This is a genomic window from Massilia scottii, from assembly GCF_030846495.1.
GTDB lineage: Bacteria > Pseudomonadota > Gammaproteobacteria > Burkholderiales > Burkholderiaceae_D > Telluria_A > Telluria_A violaceinigra.
Window position 1 is genome coordinate 87175 of sequence record NZ_JAVCWM010000001.1, and the last position, 23293, is coordinate 110467.

The 23293-nt window shown below is 65.1% G+C and carries 17 protein-coding genes and 3 tRNA genes; 13 read left to right on the plus strand and 7 right to left on the minus strand.

Features of this window, described 5'->3' with window-relative positions; genetic code table 11:
• Positions 1–8: 8 nt before the first annotated feature.
• Entirely contained in the window at positions 9–359 is a 351-nt protein-coding gene (mrtJ, locus tag RBA41_RS00355) for a JDVT-CTERM system glutamic-type intramembrane protease MrtJ (RefSeq protein ID WP_306619868.1), read from the minus strand.
• Between the two features lie 210 nt (positions 360–569).
• Between mrtJ and RBA41_RS00360 the strand changes: the two genes are divergently transcribed.
• From RBA41_RS00360 to RBA41_RS00375, 4 genes are read left to right on the plus strand one after another with little or no spacing between them, the layout of a single operon-like run.
• Positions 570–1166, plus strand: a complete 597-nt coding sequence (locus tag RBA41_RS00360) for an RNA polymerase sigma factor (RefSeq protein ID WP_306619870.1) — start codon at positions 570–572, stop codon at positions 1164–1166.
• Complete coding sequence (locus RBA41_RS00365; RefSeq protein ID WP_306619872.1) at positions 1163–1801, plus strand: zf-HC2 domain-containing protein; 639 nt, start codon at positions 1163–1165, stop codon at positions 1799–1801. The genes RBA41_RS00360 and RBA41_RS00365 overlap by 4 nt, the downstream gene beginning before the upstream one ends.
• Complete coding sequence (locus RBA41_RS00370; protein WP_306620624.1) at positions 1801–3042, plus strand: S8 family peptidase; 1242 nt, start codon at positions 1801–1803, stop codon at positions 3040–3042. The genes RBA41_RS00365 and RBA41_RS00370 overlap by 1 nt, the downstream gene beginning before the upstream one ends.
• Before the next feature lie 27 nt (positions 3043–3069).
• Positions 3070–3762 carry a TorF family putative porin gene (locus tag RBA41_RS00375; protein WP_306619874.1) on the plus strand — a complete coding sequence of 231 codons (693 nt, stop codon included), beginning with the start codon at positions 3070–3072 and terminating at the stop codon, positions 3760–3762.
• Between the two features lie 67 nt (positions 3763–3829).
• Here RBA41_RS00375 and RBA41_RS00380 read toward each other — a convergent pair.
• From RBA41_RS00380 to RBA41_RS00390, 3 genes are all read right to left on the minus strand, one after another.
• Positions 3830–3906: transfer RNA gene (locus RBA41_RS00380), tRNA-Arg, on the minus strand.
• Between the two features lie 141 nt (positions 3907–4047).
• Positions 4048–4124 (minus strand) — tRNA-Arg (locus RBA41_RS00385).
• A 140-nt stretch (positions 4125–4264) separates the two neighbouring features.
• Positions 4265–4341 (minus strand) — tRNA-Arg (locus RBA41_RS00390).
• A gap of 234 nt (positions 4342–4575) precedes the next feature.
• Between RBA41_RS00390 and RBA41_RS00395 the strand changes: the two genes are divergently transcribed.
• Together RBA41_RS00395 and RBA41_RS00400 are read left to right on the plus strand one after the other, a co-directional pair.
• Entirely contained in the window at positions 4576–8487 is a 3912-nt protein-coding gene (locus tag RBA41_RS00395) for a two-component regulator propeller domain-containing protein (protein ID WP_306619876.1), read from the plus strand.
• Positions 8488–8519: 32 nt separating this feature from the next.
• Complete coding sequence (locus RBA41_RS00400; RefSeq protein ID WP_306619878.1) at positions 8520–9665, plus strand: alpha-hydroxy acid oxidase; 1146 nt, start codon at positions 8520–8522, stop codon at positions 9663–9665.
• A 24-nt stretch (positions 9666–9689) separates the two neighbouring features.
• Here the strand turns inward: RBA41_RS00400 and RBA41_RS00405 are convergent, their stop codons facing one another.
• Both RBA41_RS00405 and RBA41_RS00410 read right to left on the minus strand, forming a co-directional pair.
• Positions 9690–10634 carry a D-2-hydroxyacid dehydrogenase gene (locus tag RBA41_RS00405; RefSeq protein WP_306619880.1) on the minus strand — a complete coding sequence of 315 codons (945 nt, stop codon included), beginning with the start codon at positions 10632–10634 and terminating at the stop codon, positions 9690–9692.
• Position 10635: 1 nt separating this feature from the next.
• A complete protein-coding gene (locus RBA41_RS00410; protein WP_306619882.1) occupies positions 10636–11553 on the minus strand; it encodes a LysR family transcriptional regulator in 918 nt (305 codons plus the stop codon).
• 133 nt (positions 11554–11686) lie between these two features.
• Here RBA41_RS00410 and RBA41_RS00415 point away from each other — a divergent pair, with 133 nt between their 5' ends.
• The 7 genes from RBA41_RS00415 (at position 11687) to RBA41_RS00445 (ending at position 20391) form a co-directional block, all read left to right on the plus strand.
• Positions 11687–11881, plus strand: coding sequence for a hypothetical protein (locus tag RBA41_RS00415; RefSeq protein WP_099878658.1), 195 nt, complete (start codon positions 11687–11689; stop codon positions 11879–11881).
• Positions 11878–12723: an alpha/beta hydrolase gene (locus RBA41_RS00420; RefSeq protein ID WP_306619886.1), complete on the plus strand. Its 846-nt coding sequence runs from the start codon at positions 11878–11880 to the stop codon at positions 12721–12723. The genes RBA41_RS00415 and RBA41_RS00420 overlap by 4 nt, the downstream gene beginning before the upstream one ends.
• 166 nt (positions 12724–12889) lie before the next feature.
• Positions 12890–14152, plus strand: a complete 1263-nt coding sequence (locus RBA41_RS00425; RefSeq protein ID WP_306619888.1) for an efflux RND transporter periplasmic adaptor subunit — start codon at positions 12890–12892, stop codon at positions 14150–14152.
• Between the two features lie 5 nt (positions 14153–14157).
• A complete protein-coding gene (locus RBA41_RS00430; RefSeq protein ID WP_306619890.1) occupies positions 14158–17334 on the plus strand; it encodes an efflux RND transporter permease subunit in 3177 nt (1058 codons plus the stop codon).
• An 8-nt stretch (positions 17335–17342) separates the two neighbouring features.
• Positions 17343–18788 (plus strand): efflux transporter outer membrane subunit, encoded by a 1446-nt coding sequence (locus tag RBA41_RS00435; RefSeq protein WP_306620626.1) that lies wholly within the window; start codon positions 17343–17345, stop codon positions 18786–18788.
• Between the two features lie 90 nt (positions 18789–18878).
• Positions 18879–19460, plus strand: a complete 582-nt coding sequence (locus RBA41_RS00440) for a sigma-70 family RNA polymerase sigma factor (RefSeq protein WP_306619892.1) — start codon at positions 18879–18881, stop codon at positions 19458–19460.
• A complete protein-coding gene (locus tag RBA41_RS00445) occupies positions 19447–20391 on the plus strand; it encodes a hypothetical protein (protein WP_306619894.1) in 945 nt (314 codons plus the stop codon). The genes RBA41_RS00440 and RBA41_RS00445 overlap by 14 nt, the downstream gene beginning before the upstream one ends.
• Positions 20392–20397: 6 nt before the next feature.
• Here the strand turns inward: RBA41_RS00445 and RBA41_RS00450 are convergent, their stop codons facing one another.
• On the minus strand, positions 20398–23274 hold the full coding sequence (locus RBA41_RS00450) for a DUF2135 domain-containing protein (protein WP_306619896.1): 2877 nt from the start codon (positions 23272–23274) through the stop codon (positions 20398–20400).
• Positions 23275–23293 lie beyond the last annotated feature (19 nt).

Here is a 23293-nt window from a genome sequence, read left to right on the forward strand (position 1 = left end):
TTGATAGTTTAATAGGTGCTGAAACTGCAAAAACTCAGTGCGAAACCGTTACATAGCGCGTGGACCAGGGCGCACAGCCGCCAGTCGCGCCAGCGGCGGTAAAGCAGTCCGGATGCGAGACCGGGCAACAACACCGCCGCCATCGCCTGCCAGCCCGAGGCCACGTGCAGCAGGCTGAATGCGAGCGCCGGCACGCCCAGGACCAGCGCCGCATGCCGGCGCCGGCGCATCAGCCATTCCTGCAGGCCGGCGCGCATAATCCATTCTTCCAGCAGCGGCGCGAGCAGCAGCAGGCGAAACAGGCTGGCCGCCGAGTGATCGAGCAATTGGGGGCCGCACAAAGCGGGGAGGGCAAGCAAAATGCGGATCCTTGGTCGGTCTTGAGGTGGTCTTGTTGCTCGGTCAATACGAGCCCGTGCATAAAAGGTTCAATGCTTTTACAGAATATTTTGTAAAAATAGCCACGTGTAGAATCGCTCCCAGGGCTGGAACGCCATATTTTTTTCTCGGCAGCATGAACCTTTTCGCCGCGAGCAAGTATTCACCGCATAATTGGAGAAAATCGCAGGATGCTTAAACAATGGAGAGCGCGGGTCGCGGGCGCGCCGGCCACGCCGGCCGGCAGCGGCGAGACGGCGTTGATTGCCCTGATCGCGGGAGGGGACCGGGACGCCTTCCAGGCCCTGTACCGGATCTACTTCGGACGGCTGGCGCGCTTTCTGGACCGGATGGTGCGCAACGGCGCGCTGATCGAGGAGATCGTCAACGACACCATGCTGGTGGTGTGGCAGAAGGCGCATACGTTCGACCATAGCTGCAAGGTGTCGACCTGGGTGTTCGCCATCGCCTACCGGCAGGGACTGAAGGCGGTCAACATGCGCGACGAGCCGGTCGAATCGAATTTTGAGCTGGAAGCGGGCGACGTGCGCCAGGAGCCGGAGCACGCCATCGCCCAGCAGCAGTTGCAGCAGGGGGTGGGCGAGGCGCTCAAGGCGCTCTCGCTCGAACAGCGGGTGGTTGTCACCCTCACTTATTACCACGACATGGGCTACCAGGAAATCGCCGAGACGATGGGTTGCCCGGTCAATACCGTGAAAACGCGGATGTTTCATGCGCGGCAGCGCCTCAGGGTGCTGCTGTCCGCACATCAGGAAGAACTCTTATGAACCTGAACCAAGAACCGACCAGCGCATCGCACCAGGCGATGCGTGATTTGCTGCCGTGGTTCGTCAACGGCACCCTGGACGACGCCGAGGCGGAAAGCGTGCGCGCGCACCTGCCGCACTGCGCCCAGTGCGCGGGCGAAGTGGAATGGCAGCGCCAGTTGCATGCGGCGGCGCCGGGCGAGCCGTCCGGCCTCGATCCGGAACGGGCGCTGGCGCGGCTGATGCCGCGTCTGGGCGCCCAGGAGCGCGCCGCACCTCCCGCTGCCAGCGGCTTGCGCGCCTGGCTTGGCGGCGGCTGGATGCCATGGGCGCTGGCGGGGCAGGGCGCGCTGATTGCGTTGATGGCTTTCCAGGTGATCGCGCCCGGCGCCAAGGACGACGGCTACCAGGCACTGAGTAACGGCGCGAAGGCGCCGGCCGGCGCCATGGTGGTGATGTTCCGTCCCGACGCCAGCCTGCGCGACGTGCAGCGCATCCTGCAGGCCAGCGGTGCGCGCGTGGTCGACGGGCCGACCGTCACCGGCGCTTTCGTGCTCGGCGCGCCGCAAGAACGCCAGGCCGGCGCGCTGGCGGCGCTCAGGGCTGATCCCGCGGTGCAGCTGGCCGAAGCGCTCACGCCGCGGAGCGCACCGTGATGCGTTATCTGCTGGCGGCGCTGCTGCTGACGATGACAGTGGCCTGCCGCGCCGGCGGGCAGGACGCGCCGCCGGTGCCAGCGGCACCGGCCGCGGAACAGGGCGAAACGCGCCAGATCCTCGTGATGCTGCATTTGCCGGCACCGCACTTCCGGCCCGACGTCTCCTACGGCGCCAACTATCGCGACGACGCCGGACGCCTGGCGCGGCGCCGCATCGCCGAAGCGCTGGCGCGCGAACATGGCCTGACCATCCTCGAAGGCTGGCCGATGCCGGCCCTGAACGTGGACTGCTACCGCATGGCCGAACCGGCCGGCGCCGAGCCGGGCAAGATCGTCGAAGCGCTCTCGCGCGACGCCCGGGTCGACTGGGCGCAAGCGATCAACACCTTTTCGGCCCAGGCCAACGACCCGCTGTATCCGGTGCAGCCGGCCGCGCTGCAATGGCAACTGGGCGAAGTGCGCAAGGCCGCCACCGGGCGCAAGGTGCTGGTGGCGGTGATCGACAGCGGCGTCGAGGCCGATCATCCGGACCTGGCCGGGCAGATCGCCTTCCAGGAAAACTTCGTCGACGGCCGGCCCTATGCCGCCGAAACGCATGGCACCGGCGTGGCTGCGGTGATCGCGGCGCTGGCCGGCAACGGGGTCGGGATCGAGGGCGTGGCGCCGGACGCGCGCCTGATGGCGCTGCGCGCTTGCTGGCAGATCGCCAGCGGCGCCACCCGCTGCAACAGCTTTACCCTGGCCAAGGCGCTCAACTTCGCGCTGATGCACGGCGCGCAGGTGATCAACCTGAGTTTGTCGGGGCCGGCGGACCGGCTGCTGCGCGAACTGATCGACGTGGCCTGCGCGCGCGGCGTGCGGGTGGTGGGAGCGGTGGACGCGGCCAGTGCCGACGGCGGCTTTCCGGCGTCGCACCCCGGCGTGTTCGCGGTGGCGGCCGACAGCAGCCGGCAGCTGTCCGCACAGGTGCTGATGGCGCCCGGGCGCGACATCCCGACGGCGGCGCCGGGTGCGCGCTGGGGCATGGTCTCGGGGTCCTCCTATTCAGCGGCGCATATCTCTGGCATGATGGCCGTGCTGAGCGAGCTGCGTCCCGGGCTCACCTTGCCGCAGGTCCGCTCGAGCATCGTGGTGCAGCCGGGCGGCATCAACCTCTGCGCCACCGTCACCCGCCTCACAGGAAAATGTACATGCGTTTGCGTCGAGGTCACGCCGCCAAAAATCGTCCGCCTGCCCTGAACCACGCCGCTGGGCGCGGGGGTGTCGTTGCGTAGATGGCGTCTGGCGCTCGCGCTTGCGTGCTGCGTGGCTGGCGCCGACGCGCGCGCCCAGGCCAGCGGCAGCATGTCGGTGGTCTCCGATTATTATTACCGCGGCGTCGGCTACAGCAAGGGCGACCCGGTCCCCCAGTTCAATCTCTCGTTCGACACGCGCAGCGGCTGGTATGCGGGCACGTTCGCATCCATGCTCAAGATGAGCGGCACCTCGCGCGGCCTGTACGCGATCGGCTACGCCGGCTATGCGCGGCGGATGGCGGCGGGCGGCTCGTGGGAAGCCGGCGGGACGAACCATACCTTCACCACCATGTCGGCCCTGAACTACCGCGAAGTCTACCTGGGACTGGGCAGCGACCGGCTAAGCGGCCGCGTGTCGTATTCGCCCGCGTACATGGGCACGGCGATGCGCACCGTGTACAGCGAAGTCAATGGCGGCCTGGCCTTGAGCGACGATGTGGGCCTGTTCGCGCGCGTGGGCTATTTGCGCGCGGTGTCGGCGGTGCCGCGCTATACCTCCGGCACGCGGCTCGACGGACGCATCGGCATCGGCGTGAGCATCGAGGCGTGGAAACTGCAGGCGGCGTGGGATGCGCTGCATGCGGAGCAGGGCGCCTACGCCAGAACGGGCGACAGGGTCCGCTCGCGCAATGGGCTGGTGCTCACCGTCACCCGCTCTTTCTAGATCGCCGATTCATAATAGAAAAAGGGTCCGGGGATTTCTCCCCGGACCCTTCGTCCTGACGAATTTCTGGTGCGGCTGGCAGGAATTGAACCCACGACCCCTTGGTTCGTAGCCAAGTACTCTATCCAACTGAGCTACAGCCGCATAAGCAAAGATTATAGCAGCGTATTTCGGATTTGCCAAATCTTCCCAAGCATCTTGCGGGAAACAGCCGAATAATAAAACGGCGCCGCAAAGAAAAAAGGCCTGCAAATTTCTTTACAGGCCCTTCATCATGACGAATTTTGGTGCGGCTGGCAGGAATTGAACCCACGACCCCTTGGTTCGTAGCCAAGTACTCTATCCAGCTGAGCTACAGCCGCGTAAGCGAATATTATAGCAGCGTATTTTTTATTTGCCAAATCTTCCGGAAGATATTGCAAGCAACAGCCGAATAAAAAAAGGCTCCACAAAGAGAAAGGGCCTGCAAATTTTTTTGCAGGCCCTTCGTCAATACGAATTTTGGTGCGGCTGGCAGGAATTGAACCCACGACCCCTTGGTTCGTAGCCAAGTACTCTATCCAACTGAGCTACAGCCGCATAAGCAAAGATTGTAGCAGCTTCACCTTGTTTTCGGAACCCTTGATTTGCTGGCTCGTTCTTCCTGGTGCTTCTACCACTCTTCAGATCGCTTGCATTTCCGAAGAAGGCGCTATTGTAGGGGCGCCTGGGTTGTTTGTCCAGAGGGGAAACATAAAGAGGACAACAGCAAGTAATTTTCATCCCCGGCCGGGCATCTGTTAGATTACTCCTATTGCTGTGTGGAATGCACGAATGAAGCTCCGAGTCACCACCCGCCCGAACGCGACGCTGCTCCGGCTGGCCCTTGCCTGGCTGCTGGGGGTGGCGTGCATTGGCGCGGCGCCGGCGTCCCCGGTGCGCAGCCTGCGCTTCGAGCATATCGGCCTCGAACAGGGCCTGTCGCAGGAAACGGTGCAAAGCATCCTGCAGGACCGCCAGGGCTTCATGTGGTTCGGCACCCAGGCGGGCCTGAACCGCTATGACGGTTACCGCATGACCGTCTTCAAGAACGACCCCGCCGATGCTGGCAGCATCGCCGACAACTACGTTTCCGCTTCCTACGAGGATGAGCAGGGCCGCCTCTGGTTCGGTACCAAGGGTGGCCTGATCCGCTACGAGCGCAGCACGCAAAAATTTGTCCGCTACGCCAGCGCCGGCAGTGCCTCGGCCGGCTTGAACAACCGCGTGGTGTCGGCCATCGTCAGCGACGGGCGCGGCGGCCTGTGGCTGGCCACCGGCGAAGGGCTCAAGCACTTCGATCCGGCCACCGGCCGCTTTGCCACCACGCGCCACGATCCGGCCGACCCGGCCAGCCTGAGCGACGACCGGGTCAACGCCCTGGCGCGCGATACCGACGGCAGCCTGTGGATCGGCACCGCGCGTGGCCTGGACCGGCTCGCGCCGGGCGCGCGGCGGTTCGAGCGCTTCACCCTCGCCGCGCCGCAGGAGGCTGCGCGCAACCAGGTGCTGTCGCTCTCGCTCGGACCGAACCGCACTTTATGGATCGGCACCGGCGCCGGCCTGCACGCGTGGCGGCTGGGCGGGGCCGCGCCGGCACGGCGCCAGATCGGCAAGGAAGACGGCGTCGGCGCGGTGCGCGTGGTGTCGCTGTATCACGATCCCAAGGGCGGCCTGTGGGTCGGCACCGAACTCGATGGCCTGCTCTGGCGCGATAGCGCCGGCGACAGGTTTGTCAGCTACCGCCACCAGCCGCTGGACCGCCATTCGCTGTCGGATAACCGGATTGCGGCCAGCTTCCTCGACCGCAGCGGCACGCTGTGGGTCGGCAGCTGGTTCGGCGGCATCAACCGGGTCGATATCGCCAGCGGCGGCTTCAACCGGCTTGCGCATATCGCGGACGATCCCGCCAGCCTCAGTTCGAACAAGATCCGCACCATTGCCGCCGACGGCAAGGATACCCTGTGGCTGGGCACCACCGGCGGCGGCGTCAACCGGGTGGACGTGGCCAGTGCGAAGGTCACGCGCCTGCTTCCCGGCCAGCTGGTGACCGCGCTGGCGGTGGCGCCCGATCGCGTGTGGGTAGGCACGCCCACCGGCTTGTCGTGGATGGACAAGCAAAGCGGGCGCTCCACGCCGCTGCCGATCGGCAGCGACGCCACCACGTCGTACATCCAGCGCCTGATGATCGACCGCGCCGGCATGCTGTGGGTGCTCACGCGCGGCGGCGTGCTGCGCTACGATCCGGCCACCGGCAACCGGAGCGGCTGGCACCACGATCCGGACAACCCGCACAGCCTGGGCGACAACCATGGCTTCGCGATGCTGGAAGACCGCCAGGGCTTCATCTGGATCGGCACCGACAACGGCCTCGAACGGCTCGACCGGGCCACCAGCCGCTTTACCCATTACCGCTACGACCCGGCCGATCCGGCCAGCCTGCGCCACAGCCGTATCTATTATCTGTTCGAGTCGCGCAAGGGCCAGCTCTGGGTGGGCACGGCGGGCGGCCTGCACCGGGTCGAAACCGGTGCGGACGGGCAGGTGCGCTTTCGCTTTTTCGCGCTCAATGGCGCGGCCGCTTCCGATCCGATCGGCGCCATCCTGGAAGACGATGCGGGCATGCTGTGGGTCAGCAGCACCGCCGGCATGGCGCGCCTCGACCCGTCCAACGGCCAGGTCAAGCGCTACACCTCCAAGGATGGCCTGACCGATGGCTCGTACTTTGTCGGCTCGGCGGCGCGCCTGGGCGACGGCAGCCTGCACTTCGGCGGCATCAACGGACTGACCTCGTTCCGGCCCGAGGCGATCCGCGAAAACCCCTACCCGCCGGCGGTGGCGATCACCGACTTCCTGATCTTCAACCGCCCCCTGCGCACGGGCCAGAAGCTCGATGGCATCGATTTCGACGGTCCGATCGAGGACGCCAAATCGATCACGCTGTCGTACCGCGACACGGTGCTGTCGCTCGAATTCGCAGCCCTGCATTTTGCCGATCCCCAGCGCAACCGCTACCTTTACCAGCTCGAAGGCTTCGACCAGGGCTGGGTCAGCACCGACGCCGGCAAGCGCTTCGCCACCTATACCAATCTCGATCCGGGGAATTACGTGTTCCGGGTCCGGGCCAGCAACAAGGATGGGGTATGGAGCGAGGCGCCCACCGCGCTGGCGATCACCATCACGCCGCCGGCCTGGAAAACGTGGTGGTTCCGCATGCTGCTGGCGGTGCTGGGGCTTGGCCTGGGCTATGCGCTGATGCGCGTGCGGGTGCGCGCGCTGGTGCAGCAAAAATCCCTGCTGGAGCGCCAGGTCGGTACGCGCACCGCCGAATTGCAGCTGCAGAAGGACTCGGTCGAACGCCAGAAGGTGGAAGTCGAACACGCGCACCGCAACATCGCGCTCCTGAGCGAGATCGGGCGCAAGCTGACCGCCAAACTCGATAGCGAATCGATCATGCTGATGCTGTATGCGCACGTCAATGAGCTGATGGATGCGAGCGTGTTCGGCATCGGCCTGTATCGTCCCGAGCGCGCCAGCATCGACTATCCGTTTGCGATCGAGGGCGGCAAGCGCTATGCGCCGTATTCGCGCAGCATGGACAATCCGAACCAGCTTGCGGTGTGGTGCATCGTGAACGAGCGCGATGTCTTCATCAATGACCTGGAAAAGGAGTACGGCAACTACATTACCGACCTGTCGCTCACGTCCAGCGAAGACAATCTGGGCACGCTCGAAGACGGCTCGCTGCCGACGCCACCGCGCTCGCTGCTGTACGTGCCGATCGCGGTCAACGGCCGCATGCTGGGGGTGGTGTCGGTGCATAGCTACGTCGAGAATGCCTACGAGCGCATTCACCTCGACATGCTGCGCACGCTCGCCTCGTACGTCGGCGTGGCCTTCGATAACGCCGACGCCTATCGCCAGCTGCAGGATGCGCAAACGCAGCTGGTGTCGCAGGAAAAGCTGGCGGCACTCGGTTCGCTGGTAGCCGGCGTGGCGCATGAATTGAATACCCCGATCGGCAACAGCCTGCTGATGGCCAGCACGCTGCAGGAAAAGACCACCGAGATCGCGCAGAAGTTCGACGGCGCCAGCATCCGCCGCTCAGAACTGAAGGTATTCATCGATGCGTCGCAGGAGGCGTCGGAGCTGATCATGCGCAGCCTGTTCAATGCGGCCGACCTGCTCAACAGCTTCAAGCAGGTGGCGGTGGACCAGGCCAGCGCGAAGCGCCGCCGCTTTCATCTGGAGCAGGCGACGCACGAAATCATCGCCACCATGATGAACCAGGTGCGCAAGGCCGGCCACACGCTGGAGCTGGAGGTGGAGCCGGACATCGAGATGGAGAGCTATCCGGGACCGTTCGGGCAGGTGATGATCAACCTGATTAATAACGCGATGCTGCATGCGTTCGAGGGCCGCAGCGGCGGGGCGATGACGGTGACGGCCACGCGGCAGGGCACGGAGCGGGTGCTGGTGACCTTCCATGACGACGGCGTGGGCATCCCGGCCGAACACCAGGCGCGCATCTTCGATCCGTTTTTCACGACCAAGATGGGGCAGGGCGGTTCGGGACTGGGTTTGAATATCACCTACAACATCGTCACGTCGCTGCTGGAGGGGAGCATCCGCGTCGAGAGCAGTGCCGAGCGGGGCACGACCTTCTTCATCGACCTGCCGCTGTGCGTGGCGCCACTGGCGGCATAGAATACGACAAGCACGACACCAACAAGGATTGCATGACCATCATCACGACGATTGAAGATTTGCGGGTACTGGCGCGCAAGCGCGTGCCGCGCATGTTTTACGACTATGCCGACGCCGGTTCGTGGACCGAATCGACCTACCGCGCCAACAGCGACGATTTTGCGAAGATCAAATTCCGCCAGCGGGTGGCGGTCAACCTGGTCGACCGCACCACGCGCACCACGATGGTGGGGCAGGAGGTGGCGATGCCGGTGGCGCTGGCACCGACCGGCCTGACCGGCATGCAGCATGCGGACGGCGAAATCCTGGCCGCGCGCGCCGCCGAACGCTTCGGCGTGCCGTTCACCCTGTCGACGATGAGCATCTGTTCGATCGAGGATGTGGCGGCCCATACCACCAAGCCGTTCTGGTTCCAGCTGTACGTGATGAAGGACCGCGAATTCATCAACCGCCTGATCGACCGCGCCAAGGCGGCGCATTGCTCGGCGCTGGTGCTCACGCTCGACTTGCAGGTGCTGGGCCAGCGCCACAAGGATATCCGCAACGGCATGACGGCGCCGCCCAGAATGACGCTGGCCAATATCGTGAACCTGATGACCAAGCCGCGCTGGTGCATGGGCATCCTGCGCACGCCGCGGCGCGGCTTCGGCAATATCGTCGGCCATGCCAGCGACGTGTCGGACATGTCGTCGCTGTCGGCCTGGACCTCGCAGCAGTTCGATCCGGCGCTGTCCTGGGCCGATGTGGAATGGATCAAGCAGCGCTGGGGCGGAAAGCTGATCATCAAGGGCATCATGGATGCCGAAGATGCGCGCCTGGCGCTTGACTCCGGGGCCGATGCGCTGATCGTGTCGAACCACGGCGGACGCCAGCTCGATGGCGCCCAGTCGAGCATCGGCGCGCTGCCGGCCATCGTGGACGCGGTGGGCAAGCGCATCGAGGTGCACATGGATGGCGGCGTGCGCTCGGGGCAGGATGTGATCCGCGCGCTGGCCCTTGGCGCCAAGGGCGTGTATATCGGACGGCCGTTTCTTTATGGGCTGGGAGCGATGGGCGAGCAGGGCGTGACCAAGTGCCTGGAGATCATCCGTAACGAACTCGATCTGACGATGGCGTTTTGCGGCCTGCGCGATGTGAATGACGTCGACAAGCGAATTCTGTTGCCGGGGACGTTTTAAGGCCGGTCGGTCCCGCGGCGCGTATCAGACCACGTTAAGCGGTTTGCCGGCCTCGAACGCCTCCACGTTATCGATCAGCATATCGGCCAGGGTCTGCATCGCGCCGGCGCTGGCCCAGGCCACGTGCGGCGTCAGTATGAAATTCGGCAGCCGCAAGGCCAGCAGCGGATTGTCCGGCGATGGCGGCTCCGTGCTCAGTACATCGAAGCCGGCGCCGCCCATCACGCCGTCGCTCAGCGCCCGGGCCAGCGCCGCTTCGTCCACCAGGCCGCCGCGCGCCGTATTGATCAGGAGGGCGCCAGGCTTCATGCGCGCCAGCTGCTCCGCGCCGATCATGTTGGCCGTCTGCGCGGTCAGCGGCAGGTGCAGGCTGACCACGTCGCTGATGCGCAGCAGTTCGTCGAGCGTGACCACCTCGACCTCAGGGTCCTCCACCTTCGAGCGCGAGACCACGCAGACGCGCATGCCGAAAGCGCGCCCGATGGCCGCCACCTTCTTGCCGAGCGCCCCGTAGCCGACGATGCCGAGGCGGCTGCCCGCCAGGTCGGCTATCGGATGGCCAAGCAGGCAAAACTGGCTCGACCTTTGCCAGTGCCCCGCATCCACGTCGGCACCGTACGCCTTCAGATTGCGGCGCAGGGCGAGAATGAGGCTGAAACAGTGCTCCGGCACCGACACCAGCGAATAATCGCGGATATTCGACACCACGATGCCGCGTGCGCGGCAGGCGTCGAGATCGACGTTGTTGGTGCCGGTGGCGGAAATGGCGACCATTTTCAGGTCCGGCAACTGCGCGATGTCGGCAGCCCTCAGCGCGACCTTGTTGGTGATGGCGATCGTGGCGCCGCGCAGTCGCTCCACCACATCGCCGGCGTCGGTGGCGGCGTGCTCGCGCCACACATGCCCGAACGCGGGGCGGCGCACATGGGCGTTGAGACTGTCGCGGTCCAGAAAAACGATCGTATGCATGTCAGAGCCTTTGCAGTTGGAGTTGTGGATAGGTGAGGAACAGGTCGGCGACCCATTCCACGAACACGCGCACCTTGGCTGACAGGTGGCGGTTCTGAGGGTACACCACGTTGATCGGCAGCGGGGTGCTGGTCCAGTCGGCGAGAACGATTTCCAGCGTGCCGGCGGCGACCATCGATTCGGCCATGAAGCTCGACATCTGCACCAGCCCGAGCCCCTGCATGCCCGCTCTCATATAGGCGGTCGAATCGTTCACGGCCAGGCAGGCGGGCGCCGCGATGTTGATCGCTTCATCGCCGCGCGCGAAATCCCAGTCGTAGGTCTTGCCGGTCTTGGTGGAAAAGTAGTTGATGCAGCGATGGCTGGCCAGGTCGTTCGGGTGAGTGGGCCGCCCGTGCTGGTTCAGGTAGGCGGGCGTGGCGCAGGTGACGAAATGCAGAACCCCGACACGGCGCGCGATCAGCGCCGAATCGGGCAGGTTGCCGCCGCGGATGGCGCAATCGACGCCTTCTTCGATCAGGTCGACCGGACGGTCGCTGCATCCGAGGTCGACGCGGATGTCCGGGTAGCGATGGAAAAAGTCGGACAGCGCGGGAATCAGGAGGTCGTTGGCGATGCCGCTCGATACATCCACCCGCAGCCGTCCGCTCGGATTGGCGCGGTTGCGCGAGAGCGATTCCTCGGCTTCGCGCACGTCCGACAGGATGCGCAGGCAGCGCTCGTAATAGGCGGCGCCGTCGGCGGTCACGCTCACATGGCGCGTTGTGCGGTGCAACAACTTCACTTCGAGCGCCAGTTCCAGCGCCTGCACCAGGGTCGAGACGGTGGCCTTGGGCAGCTGCATGTTTTCCGCCGCGCGCGTGAATCCCCCGGCGTCGACCACCTGCACGAACACCTCCATCGCTTGCAATTTATTCATATTCCTCCGTATTGTTCAGAATCCTGAACAATCAATTCGCTCTTGCCCTCTTTATCAGATTGTAGAACAAGTTTAAAGTGACCGTACTGCATCAAAGGATGTAGGGACAACTGGAAGGAAAGGGGAACTTTTTATGCGTTATCAAAAAGCAATCATGATGGTCGCGACACTCGCGATGGCGATGCTGACGCTGACAGGTACCGCCCTGACCGACCAGTTTCCGCAGGCGGCGAGCGCCGAGAGCGTCGGTTTTGACGCACTCGCACATGATTTGTTCGGCGGCGCGCTGATGGCCAGCGCCGATGAAGAAGCCGGAGTGGCGGAATGAATCCCGTGGACGCGCCGGTGCAGCTGAAAATCCGCGACCTGGAGGTTGCGGGGGCCGAAGGCCCGCTGGCTGCGCGTCTGTATGCGGGCGGCGACGCAGGCGCCAAAAAGGATGGCCTGATCGTGTTCTTCCACAGCGGCGGCTTTGTCGGCGGCGACCTCGATGACGCCGACGAATTCCTGCGCCACCTTGCCAGCTGCTCGACGCAGTACCTGGTGCTGGCATCGTGCTACACACTGGCGACCGAGCGGCCGTTTCCCGCCGCCGCCGAAGATGCGCACGCGGTGCTGGCCTGGGCCAAGAAGCACAAGGCCAAGCTGGGATGGAGCGGCAAGCGCCTGGTGGTGTCGGGGATCGAGGCAGGCGCCAATCTGGCCGCCGTGTGCACGCTGATTGCGCGCGACCGGGGCGGCCCGGCACTGGCCGGCCAGATCCTGATCATGCCGATGCTCGACCCGGGCCTGTCGACCTGCTCGATGCGCGAGATTCCGCAGGACGCCAGCCAGGCCGGCGTGGCCGACAGCTGCGCCGCGAGCTACCGCGGCTACCTGCCCAATGCCGCCGACCGCACGCACCCGTATGCGTCGCCGCTGCAATCGAGCCGGCTCAAGAACCTGCCGCCGGCCCTGATCCTGTCGGCCGAAGACGATCCATTACGCGACGAGGCTGAACAATACGGCGCCAAGCTGACTACCTGCGGCGTCACCACCACGGTCAAGCGGATGGCGCCAGCGCCGCTGCAAGACCCGGCCGCGCGCAACGAATGTGCCTGCAAGGCCGTTGCGCTGCATGAAATCGGACATTTTTTACGCGGCCTGGACGCCCCGCCCAGCCCATCCTGACATAGCGCGTCACCAGTAACGCCATCACCAGTTAATACCGTGCAGCTGCGCTGAGAGACCCTCGCCGCAGCGTACGGACCCTTTTCGCCTTTTGCAAGACCGCAGGTCGCTGTAGCCTCGCTTACCGCCTGATTCATTAAATATTTTCATCATTAAGAGGAATAACATGAAAACCACTAATCGATTAATGACCTTCGCCCGGCCGCTGGCCGCCGCGATGGCACTGGCGGGGCTGGCGGCGCTGGCCGGTTGTGAAGATGCGAACAGCAAGGCCCAGCCGGCCGCGCCGGCAGGCCCGCCGATCACCGCCGCCACCGTGATCGAACGCTCGGTCAACGAGACCCAGGAGTTTTCGGGCCGCCTGGAAGCGGTCGACCGCGTCGACATCCGGGCGCGCGTCAATGGCTTCATCACGTCGGTGAACTTCAAGCCGGGCAGCGTCGTCAAGAAGGGCGATATCCTGTTCGTGATCGACCCGCGTCCGTACCAGGCCGAAGCCAATCGCGCCGAAGCGGCCGTCAGCTCGGCCCGCGCGCGCGCCGACCTGGCCAAGCTGGAACTGGCCCGCGCCGAGCGCCTGCTGGGCGACAAGGCGATCGCGCAGCGCGAGTTCGACGAAAAGGCCTCGGGCCTGAAGGAACTGGACGCCAACGTGCGCGCGGCCCAGGCCTCGCTCGAAGCGGCGCGCCTGAACCTGAGCTACACCAATGTGCACGCGCCGATCGGCGGGCGCGTCTCGAAAGCCGAAGTCACCACCGGTAACCTGGTCGATGGCACGGTGATCCTGACCTCGGTCGTGTCGAGCAATCCGATCTACGCCACCTTCGACGGCGACGAAGATACCTACCTGCGCGTCGGCCGCGTGGCCCAGAAGGGCGCGACGGTGCCGGTCAAGATCGGCCTGGCCAACGAAAGCGGCTTTCCGCACGAAGGCAAGCTCGAATTCGTCGACAACCGCCTCGATTCGGCCACCGGCAGCGTGCGCATGCGCGCCATGTTCGACAATACCGACAACACGCTCGTTCCCGGCCTGTTCGCACGCGTTCAGCTGAGCGGCAGCGACAGCACGCAAGCGAAGACGGTCCTGATCAGCGACCGCGCCATCGGCACCGACCAGAACCGCAAATTCGTCTACGTGATCGGCGCCGACAGCAAGGCCGAATACCGCGCCGTGACGCTCGGCCCGTCCATCGACGGCCTGCGCGTGGTGCGCAGCGGCGTCAAGCCGGGCGAGAAGATCGTCGTCAACGGCCTGCAGCGCGTGCAGCCGGGCGCGCCGGTGACGGCCCAGATCGTGGCGATGGACCAGGACAGCAAGACGCCGCAAGCGAAGGCGGACGATACCAAGGCAGCGGAACCGAAATCCGCCGAGGTCAAGCCCGAGCCCGAGCTGAAGGTCGCCGACGCATCGGCTAAAACCAAGGAATAATTCACATGAACTTTTCACGATTCTTTATCGATCGGCCGATTTTCGCGGCCGTCCTGTCGATCATCATATTCGTGGCCGGCCTGCTGTCGATCTTCGCACTGCCGATCTCCGAATACCCTGACGTGGTGCCGCCATCGGTGGTGGTGCGTGCGCAGTATCCTGGCGCGAACCCGAAAGTGATCGCCGAAACCGTCGCCGCGCCGTTGGAAGAGCAGATCAACGGCGTCGAAAACATGCTGTACATGTCGTCGCAGAATACGTCCGACGGCTCGCTGATGCTGACCGTGACGTTCAAGGTCGGCACCGACGTCGAACAGGCCGAGTCGCAGGTGCAGAACCGCATCCAGCGTGCCTTGCCGCGCCTGCCCGAGGAAGTGCGCCAGATCGGCGTGACCGCCGTGAAAAGCTCGCCCAACCTGACCATGGTGGTTCACCTGGTTTCGCCAACGGGCCGCTACGACGACGTCTACCTGCGTAATTACGCGGTGCTGAACGTGAAGGACCAGCTGGCCCGTATCCCGGGAATGGGCGACACCCAGCTGTTCGGCGCGGGCGACTACGCCATGCGCATCTGGCTCGATCCGCAGAAGGTGGCGGCGCGCGGCATGACCGCGTCCGACGTGGTGGCCGCGGTGCGCGAACAGAACGTGCAGGTCGCGGCCGGCGTGATCGGCGCCTCGCCGTCGAAAGGCGCCGAGTTCCAGCTGACCGTCAACACCCAGGGCCGTTTGACCTCGGTCGAGGAATTCGGCGACATCATCGTGCGCACCGGTTCCGACGGCGCCATTACCCACTTGAAGGATGTGGCGCGGCTTGAGCTGGGATCGAATTCCTATTCCTTGCGCGCTCTGCTGAACAACAAGTCGGCCGCCGCCATCGGTATTTTCGAAGCGCCGGGCGCCAATGCCCTGCAGCTGTCGTCCGACGTACGCGCCAAAATGGCGGAACTGAAGAAAGATTTCCCCGAGGGCGTCGACTTCAGCGTGGAATACGACCCGACCCAGTTCGTGCGCGCATCGATCAAATCGGTGATCCATACCCTGCTCGAAGCGGTGGCACTGGTGGTGCTGGTCGTGATCATCTTCCTGCAGACCTGGCGCGCATCGATCATTCCGCTGCTGGCCGTGCCGGTATCGATCATCGGCACCTTTGCGGTGATGCTGGGCTTCGGCTTTTCGATCAACACGCTGTCGCTGTTCGGGCTTGTGCTGGCCATCGGTATCGTCGTCGATGACGCCATCGTCGTGGTGGAGAACGTGGAACGCAATATCGCAGCCGGCCTGACGCCGCGCGACGCGACGGTCCAGGCCATGAAAGAGGTGAGCGGTCCGATCATCGCCATCGCGCTGGTGTTGTGCGCCGTGTTCGTGCCGATTGCGTTCGTGGCCGGCCTGTCGGGCCAGTTCTATCGCCAGTTCGCGCTGACGATCGCCATTTCGACCGTGATTTCGGCATTCAGCTCGCTGACCCTGTCGCCGGCGCTTGCCGCCGCCTTGCTCAAGCCGCACCATGCGCCGAAAGATCGACTGACGCGCGTGATGGACAAGCTGTTCGGCCGTTTCTTCGCCTGGTTCAACCGCTTCTTCGGCCGCGCATCGACCAAGTATGAAGGTGGTGTGAATATCGTCCTGAAACGCAAGGGCATCTCGCTGATGGTGTACGCCGTGCTGGCCGTGGCCGCCGTGTTCATGTTCAAGGCGGTGCCGAGCGGCTTCGTGCCGGCCCAGGACAAGCAGTACCTGGTCGGTTTCGCCCAGCTGCCCGATGCGGCCTCGCTGGACCGTACCGATGCCGTGATCCGCAAGATGTCCGACATCGTGGCCAAGGTCCCCGGCGTGGAATCGTCGATCGCCTTCCCTGGCCTGTCGATCAACGACTTTACCAATGCGCCAAACGCGGGCATCGTGTTCGTCACGCTCAAGTCGTTCGAAGAGCGCACCGGCAAGGGCCTGTCGGGTCCCGAGATCGCGGCGGAGGTCAATAAGCGCCTGGGCGCCATCCAGGACGCCTTCATCATGGTGTTCCCGCCACCGCCGGTCAATGGCCTTGGCACGGTGGGCGGCTTCAAGATGATGATCGAGGACCGCGGCAACGTGGGCTACGACGAGTTGTACAAGGCGACGCAGGCGGTGCAGATGAAAGCCTGGCAGGACCCGCAGCTCGCCGGCGTGTTCTCGAGCTTCCAGATCAACGTGCCGCAGCTGTTCGCGGACGTCGACAAGGTCAAGGCCAAGCAGCTCGGCGTGCCGCTGACGACGATCTACCAGACCTTGCAGATCAATCTGGGATCGCTGTACGTGAACGACTTTAACCAGTTTGGCCGTACCTACCAGGTGCGCGTGCAGGCCGACGCGCCGTTCCGTTCGCATGCCGACCAGATTGCCCAGCTCAAGGTCCGTAACGACAAGGGCGAGATGATTCCGCTGTCGTCGCTGATGCGCATCAAGGATACCTATGGCCCTGACCGCGTGCAGCGCTACAACGCCTACGTGTCGGCCGACATGAACGGCGGCCCGGCTCCGGGCGTCTCGTCGGGCCAGGCGCAGGCTGCCCTCGAGAAGATCGTTGCCGAAGTGCTGCCGAAAGGCGTGTCGTACGAATGGACCGAACTGACCTACCAGGAGATTTTGTCGGGTAACACGATGGTGCTGGTATTCCCGCTGTGCGTACTGCTGGTGTTCCTGGTGCTCGCTGCCCAGTACGAAAGCTGGACCCTGCCGCTGGCGGTGATCCTGATCGTGCCGATGTCGATCCTGTGCGCACTCGTTGGCGTCAAGCTGACCGGTGGCGACAACAACATTTTTACCCAGATCGCGCTGTTCGTGCTGGTGGGGCTGGCGTCGAAGAATGCGATTCTGATCGTCGAATTCGCCCGCGAACTCGAAGACCATGGCCGCACCATCGTCGAAGCCGCGCTGGAATCGTGCCGCCTGCGTCTGCGTCCGATCCTGATGACGTCGATCGCGTTCATCATGGGCGTGGTACCGCTGGTGTTTTCGAGCGGCGCCGGTGCCGAGATGCGCCATGCGATGGGCGTGGCGGTCTTCGGCGGCATGCTGGGCGTGACCTTCTTCGGTCTGTTCCTCACGCCGGTGTTCTACGTGCTGCTGCGTACCTTCGCCAAGAAGATGGAAAAGAAATCAAGCGTGGCAGTGCCTGCGCATCTGGAAGGAGCAGTGTAATGACTGATATGACGAGAACTATCACCAGGCGCATCGCGCCCCTGCTGGCGGCGCTGCTGCTGGTGGCCTGTTCCAGCGTGCCGGAACTGAAAGCGCCGGCGCTCGACATGCCATCGAGCTTCAAGGAGTCGTCCGAACCGCTGCAAGCGGCCGACGGCACGCGCTGGAAGGTGGCGCAGCCGGCCGAAGGGCAGGCGCGCGGCGAGTGGTGGCTGGCGTTCAACGACGCCAACCTGACGGCGCTGATCAAGGAAGCGACCGACGCCAATGCCAGCCTGGCGGTGGCCGCGGCGCGCGTGAAGCAGGCCAGGGCGCTGGCCGGCCTGTCCGCGGCGGACCGTTCGCCGCAGGTGGGGGCGGGCATGGGTGCGCAGCGCAGCCGCAATTCCGGCGTGTCGCGCGGCCTGGCCGACGATGCGGCGGTCGCTCCTGGCAATGTGTACCAGGCCAGGCTGACGGCCAGCTACGAGCTCGATCTGTTCGGCCGCGTGGCCGCCAATGTCAGCGCCTCGCGCGCCGATGCCGAGGCGTCCGAGGCGACTTACAAGTCGGTGCTGCTGGCCTTGCAGGCCGACGTGGCACAGACCTACTTCAAGCTGCGCGAAACGGACGCCGAACTGGCGACCCTGGCGCGCACGGTCGACCTGCGCACGCAAAGCGTGAAGGTGAACCAGAGCCGTTACGACAATGGCGACATCGGCGAATTCGACCTGGCCCGCTCCAGGACCGAACTGTCGACGGTGAAGGCCGAGGCGATCGGCTTGCAGCGTCAGCGCGTGCAGTACGAACACGCTCTGGCGGTGCTGCTGGGGAAACCGGCGGCCATGTTCAGCGCCGACGTCAACCCGCTGGTGGAATCGGCGCTGCTGCCGGCCATTCCGGCCGGGCTGCCATCGAAGCTGCTTGAGCGCCGTCCCGACATCACCGCCGCCCAGCGCGCGATGATCGCCGCGAACGCCCGCATCGGCGTGGCCAAGACGGCGATGTACCCGTCCCTGAGCCTGACCGGCGGCCTGGGTACCGAATCCGGCAGCGGCGGCAATCTGTTCAACTGGAGCGCGCGTTCGTGGGTGCTGGGCGCGCTGCTGTCGATGCCGATCATCGACGGTGGCCGCAACAAGGCCAATATCGCGCGCAGCGAGGCGGTGCTGGAGGAGTCGGTTGCCACCTATCGCCAGAACGTGCTGGTGGCCTTTGCCGAAGTCGAGGACAACCTGGCCGGCCTGCGCATCCTGGCTGGCCAGACCGAGCAGATCGACGCGGCGGTGGTGTCGGCACGCCGTTCGGCCGACCTGGCGCAGAAGCTGTACCAGGCGGGCCGTTCGAGCTATCTGGACCTGCTCGACGCCCAGCGCAACCTGGCGGCGGTAGAACGCAATGCGGTCCAGCTGCGCGGCGACCGCGCCGTGACAACCGTGGCACTGATCCGCTCCCTGGGCGGCGGCTGGCAGTAAGCATCAAGTAAAATTCCCACCATCGCATTGCCGCGGCATTCACGCCGCGGCAATTGCGTATTCACAGGGCAGGCCATACAATGGCCGCACATGCCCGCCACCTTACAAGACGAGCAGCTGATGCTGCGCTACCGCGATGGCGACCTGGTCGCCTTCGAGGAGCTCTATCGCCGTCACCACGCGGGCCTGTACCGCTTCGTCGCCTGGCGTTCGCCGCGCGCGGACTGGGTCGACGAGATCGTGCAGGACAGCTGGATCAACCTGCATCATGCGCGCAGCCGCTATGAGCCGCAGGCGGCGTTTCGCACCTATTTGTTCCAGATCGCCCGCAATCGCCTGCTCGACCTGCTGCGCCAGCAGCAACCGCTGCTGGCCGCGGAACTGGGGAGCGGCACGGATGGCCGCGACGTATTTGACTCGCTGGCCGATGCGGCGCAGGATGTGGTTTCGCCCGAAGTCGCGCTGGAACACAAGCAGCAGCACGACAGCCTGCACCTGGCGCTGGCCGGTTTGCCGAGCGAGCAGAAAGAGGCGCTGGTACTGCAGCAGTTTTGCGGCATGAGCCTTGAAGATATCGCCGCCGTGGTGGCAGCGCCGGTGGAAACGGTCAAGAGCCGGTTGCGCTACGCCATGCGGAAACTGCGCGAAGGGAGCCTGAGTGAACAACGATGACATGAGCGACGAGCAGTTCGACGCCTTCCTGCGTGGGGAAGACGATCTGTCGCGCCGTCTGCAGGGGTTGACCCAGCCCGCTTCCAGAGCGCAGCTCGATGCGGCGATCCTCGGTTATGTGAAAGCCGGGCTGGCGCAAGAGGCGCGTCCGGCCGCGGCCAATGACGCCACCGGCGGCGAGGCGTCGCCACGGCTGGCGCCGGGCCTGGGCAGGCGCTGGCGCATACCGGCCGGAATTGCGGCGGGCGTGCTCGCCGGGGTACTGGGACACCAGCTGTACCGGGGTGGCGCGGCACCGATGGAAAACGCGATGGTGGCAGCGGAGGTGGAACACGAGCGGCCTGCCGCGGCGATGGCGCCAGAGCCACCGCCAGTGGTGATTGCCGAGATGACGCCCGTGCCGCCACAACCCGTGGCGCCTGCGGAGGCGCCGTCGGCGCGACCGGCAGCGCCGGTGGCGATTGTCGCGGCACCGGCAGCGGAGCAAGCGCCACCAGTGGTGAGTGCTCCCGCGCCGTCGTTACAATCAGCGCCGCCAACGATCGCAGCGGCGCCACCAGCGCCGCCGCCCGCTGTGGCGGAAGCCACGGCGGACCTGCCCCAAATGAAAGCAAAGGCTGCTCCGCCCTCGGAACGTGTGGTTGCCGACGCGGAGCGCAATTTCGCGACTCAGTCCGAGCGGATCGCCGGGAATGTTGCGCCGTTGAGCCGTACGGCACGCGCGGCAAAGGATGACGCGGCCGCGCCGCGCGCCGATCAGGAAGCTGCGCACGCCAAGCGTGCGCGCGACTGGCTGTCGGTGATCGACGCCATGCTCAAGGCCGACCTGAAAAACGACGCGCTGGCCGAGTGGACCAAGTTCCGCGCCGCCTATCCCAACCATCCAGTGCCAGACGAGATGCTGGCCCGGATCGCGGCAATCAAGCGCTGAGGCTCTTCAGGGATTGACCTCGAACTCACCGACAAACACCGTTTCGCTGCGCTCTTTCAGGCGCAGCGTAATGGACTGCTCTTTCTGGCGCGGCGTACCGAACGCGGTAAACAGCTTGACCTGCAAGGTCGTGGCGCCCGCCACCACCTGCTGGCTGTTGCCGTAGTAGTTTGCCTCGATCCGGTATTTTCCTGGCGCGGCGCGGCGCAGCGAAAACTCCTCCGGCCCGTATCCCCCCATGAAATCGTTCGACATGCGCGCGCCCTGGCTCGACATCCGGTTTTCATAGCTCGATCTTTCGCCATCCGGCGCCGTCACCCACAGGTCCATATCGCTGTTGTCGGCGTCCCACGTCAGCACCACGCGCAAGTCGAGCGGCAGGTTGGCGCGCAGGCGCGGATCGATGCGGCGCACGTCCAGCGGCTTTGCAGAAGCCGCGACAATGGCATTCATTTCAGCCAGGACGATGGTCTCGACATCCGGAAAACGGCCGTTCCACGGGCGCTCGACGACCTCGTACAGCGTGTCGATGGCTTCCTGAGTGCGGCCGGTGGCCGCCAGCGCCAGGCCGAGGTCGCGCCAGGACTGCGGTTCTTCACCGGCCAGGCGCAGCACCTTCTCGAATACCGGCACCGCCAGTTGCGGCGCACCGGCCTGAAGCAGGCGATAGCCGAGGATGCGCAGCACCGCGCGGTTTTCCAGGTCCATCTCGGCCAGGTTGGACAGCACCCGCAGCGCCAGGTCGCGCTGGCCTTTCTCCAGCAGGATGTCGGCCGCGTCGAGGTAAAACGCGCTGCTGTTGGCGTAGTCCGGTTTCTGGTCGAGATAAATGGCGTACGCGGTGCCGGGATCGGCGTCGCGCAAGCGCTTGATGTAGGGCGCGTTCGGCACCCATTTTTTCAGGCCCATGCCGATCGCGGGCACGTTTTTCTCCTTCATTTGTTCACTCGCCAGGCCTTGCAATGCCGGCTTGAACTCCATCTTTGCATCCGCTGCCGGTGAAAACCTCGCCAGTTCGCCCGATACATTTGCCGCCGGTGGCGCGGAAGCCGCTGGCGCCGCCATCGCAGGCCGCAGGTATCCCTGGCTGGACTCCGGCGCGGGCTTCGCCCGCGCGCGTGGGAACGTGGTATTCCACCATGCCGTACGGTTCTGGAAATTCATCACTACCTCGTCAAGGTGCTTCACCCGCGCGGCGCGCCGATCGGCGCTGAGGTGCTCCTTACGCTTGCGCCAGGCGTCAATATAGTCGGCCGGCGGCTCGATCTCGTAGCGCACATAGTCGTCAAGCGTCTCAAGCACGATCAGCGACGTATCCCGCGTCGGGATGCCGAAGCGGCGTCCGATGCGGGCAATTTCGGCGCGATGCAGGTCGGCGTCCGCTTCGAGCGCGCGCAGGCGCAGTGCCGCCCATGTCAATGCGGCCAGCGGATGCTGCGGCGCGTCGGCGCCCACCTGCAGTTTGACGGTGTCGGTCTTTGCCCTGTTTGCCAGCGTGACGGACAAGATGGCGTCGGGCGCAAGCAGGCGCCCTGCGATGCGCAGCATCCCGCCGTCGACCGTGCCCGTGCCGGCTTGAATGTCGGTCGCGCCGGTCGCCGACACATGTTCGACGCGCGCCGGCATGAACGTCAGCGCAGTGGTAATGCTTCCCGGTGCGCGCTGATCGATCCAGATGAACTGGCCGTTGTGGCGTTCAGCCAGCGCGGCAAGGCGGCCGGTATCGGCCGACGGCGACGAGGTCAGTGCAAACAGCGACTGGTGCGGCGCCAGCACGGGCGCTTTGCCCGGTCCGTAGTTGGACAGGCCGTCGCTGAAGAGCAGGTACTGGTCGACATCCGCTTCCGGTTTCCAGTCATTGAGTGCGCTGGCGCCGTCGTAACGGGTGCTTTCCAGCGCGCACCGCAGTGCGCGCCAGTCACCGCCGCGGATATCGAACACTTGGCGCGCTTCCGGGCGGTCGCGCAAACGTGCCAGGCGCACTTGCACCGATCCGAGCGCGCGGAAGTACTGATCGAGGCTGGCCAGTTCGGCGTTGATGTCGCGCTTCTCGGCCGATCCGGAGCTATCCCACAACAGCCCGATGATACGCGCCGGCGTACGCCGCTCCATGGCTTGCGCAACCGGTATCTCTGCCAGGAACCACGATTCGCCGAGGCGTTTCTCTGTGTAGACGCGCGCTTTGCTGCCGGTGGCGGTTTGGACAACGATGTTTCCGCTGGCAGTCACGTCCTGGCGCCGCATCCGGGCTTCATATGCGCCCGCCCTGGAGTCGAAATGCAGCCCGGTTTCAAGGCCGTCCACCACTGGCGCCGTGGCGGCGCCGTTCACGCGGATGGTCACGTCCATGTTGCGCACCTTTCCGTATTCAAGCGGCAGCCGGTAGGTAGACCGGCCGCCATGGTGTGGCAGCGCTTCACCGTAGGTCAGCTCCACCGTGCGCGTACTGCGCGCCATGATCGGATACACGCGCAGCTTGAAGTTGTTCCCCTGCGTGACTTCGAGCAGGGCCGGGTCGACGCGGCGGCGCACGATTTCCTCGAACACGGCGCGGCCACGCTCCTTTTCCACAGGAACCGCAGGGCGCATCTTGCCGCCGATGTCGAGGGCAAAAGCGTTGATCTGCTGGCCCTCGAGCAGGGGAAACTGCAGCGTGCCTTCGAGCTGGCGCGGGTTCGGGTTGTAGAACACCATGCGCACGGTCGTCCGGGCCATGTTGCCGCTGATGACGGCATTGACGGTCAGCTGCTGCAGCTCGATCGGCTGGGCCGCCGTTTGCGTGGGCATCAGGCGCACCGGCCGTGGTTCAGGCATGAACCGGGTTGCGTGGGTGAGGGGGCAGGCGAGGAACAACAGCGCCGCGCTGAGGAATCGGTTGAACATGGGAGGCTCCGGTTGGCCG

Bases quoted from the DNA above. Each gene is read 5' to 3' on its own strand.
- RBA41_RS00360 (WP_306619870.1), top strand. From the start codon at position 570: ATGCTTAAACAATGGAGAGCGCGGGTCGCGGGCGCGCCGGCCACGCCG.
- RBA41_RS00365 (WP_306619872.1), top strand. From the start codon at position 1,163: ATGAACCTGAACCAAGAACCGACCAGCGCATCGCACCAGGCGATGCGT.
- RBA41_RS00370 (WP_306620624.1), top strand. From the start codon at position 1,801: ATGCGTTATCTGCTGGCGGCGCTGCTGCTGACGATGACAGTGGCCTGC.
- RBA41_RS00395 (WP_306619876.1), top strand. From the start codon at position 4,576: ATGAAGCTCCGAGTCACCACCCGCCCGAACGCGACGCTGCTCCGGCTG.
- RBA41_RS00400 (WP_306619878.1), top strand. From the start codon at position 8,520: ATGACCATCATCACGACGATTGAAGATTTGCGGGTACTGGCGCGCAAG.
- RBA41_RS00405 (WP_306619880.1), bottom strand. From the start codon at position 10,634: ATGCATACGATCGTTTTTCTGGACCGCGACAGTCTCAACGCCCATGTG.
- RBA41_RS00410 (WP_306619882.1), bottom strand. From the start codon at position 11,553: ATGAATAAATTGCAAGCGATGGAGGTGTTCGTGCAGGTGGTCGACGCC.
- RBA41_RS00415 (WP_099878658.1), top strand. From the start codon at position 11,687: ATGCGTTATCAAAAAGCAATCATGATGGTCGCGACACTCGCGATGGCG.
- RBA41_RS00420 (WP_306619886.1), top strand. From the start codon at position 11,878: ATGAATCCCGTGGACGCGCCGGTGCAGCTGAAAATCCGCGACCTGGAG.
- RBA41_RS00425 (WP_306619888.1), top strand. From the start codon at position 12,890: ATGAAAACCACTAATCGATTAATGACCTTCGCCCGGCCGCTGGCCGCC.
- RBA41_RS00430 (WP_306619890.1), top strand. From the start codon at position 14,158: ATGAACTTTTCACGATTCTTTATCGATCGGCCGATTTTCGCGGCCGTC.
- RBA41_RS00435 (WP_306620626.1), top strand. From the start codon at position 17,343: ATGACGAGAACTATCACCAGGCGCATCGCGCCCCTGCTGGCGGCGCTG.
- RBA41_RS00440 (WP_306619892.1), top strand. From the start codon at position 18,879: ATGCCCGCCACCTTACAAGACGAGCAGCTGATGCTGCGCTACCGCGAT.
- RBA41_RS00450 (WP_306619896.1), bottom strand. From the start codon at position 23,274: ATGTTCAACCGATTCCTCAGCGCGGCGCTGTTGTTCCTCGCCTGCCCC.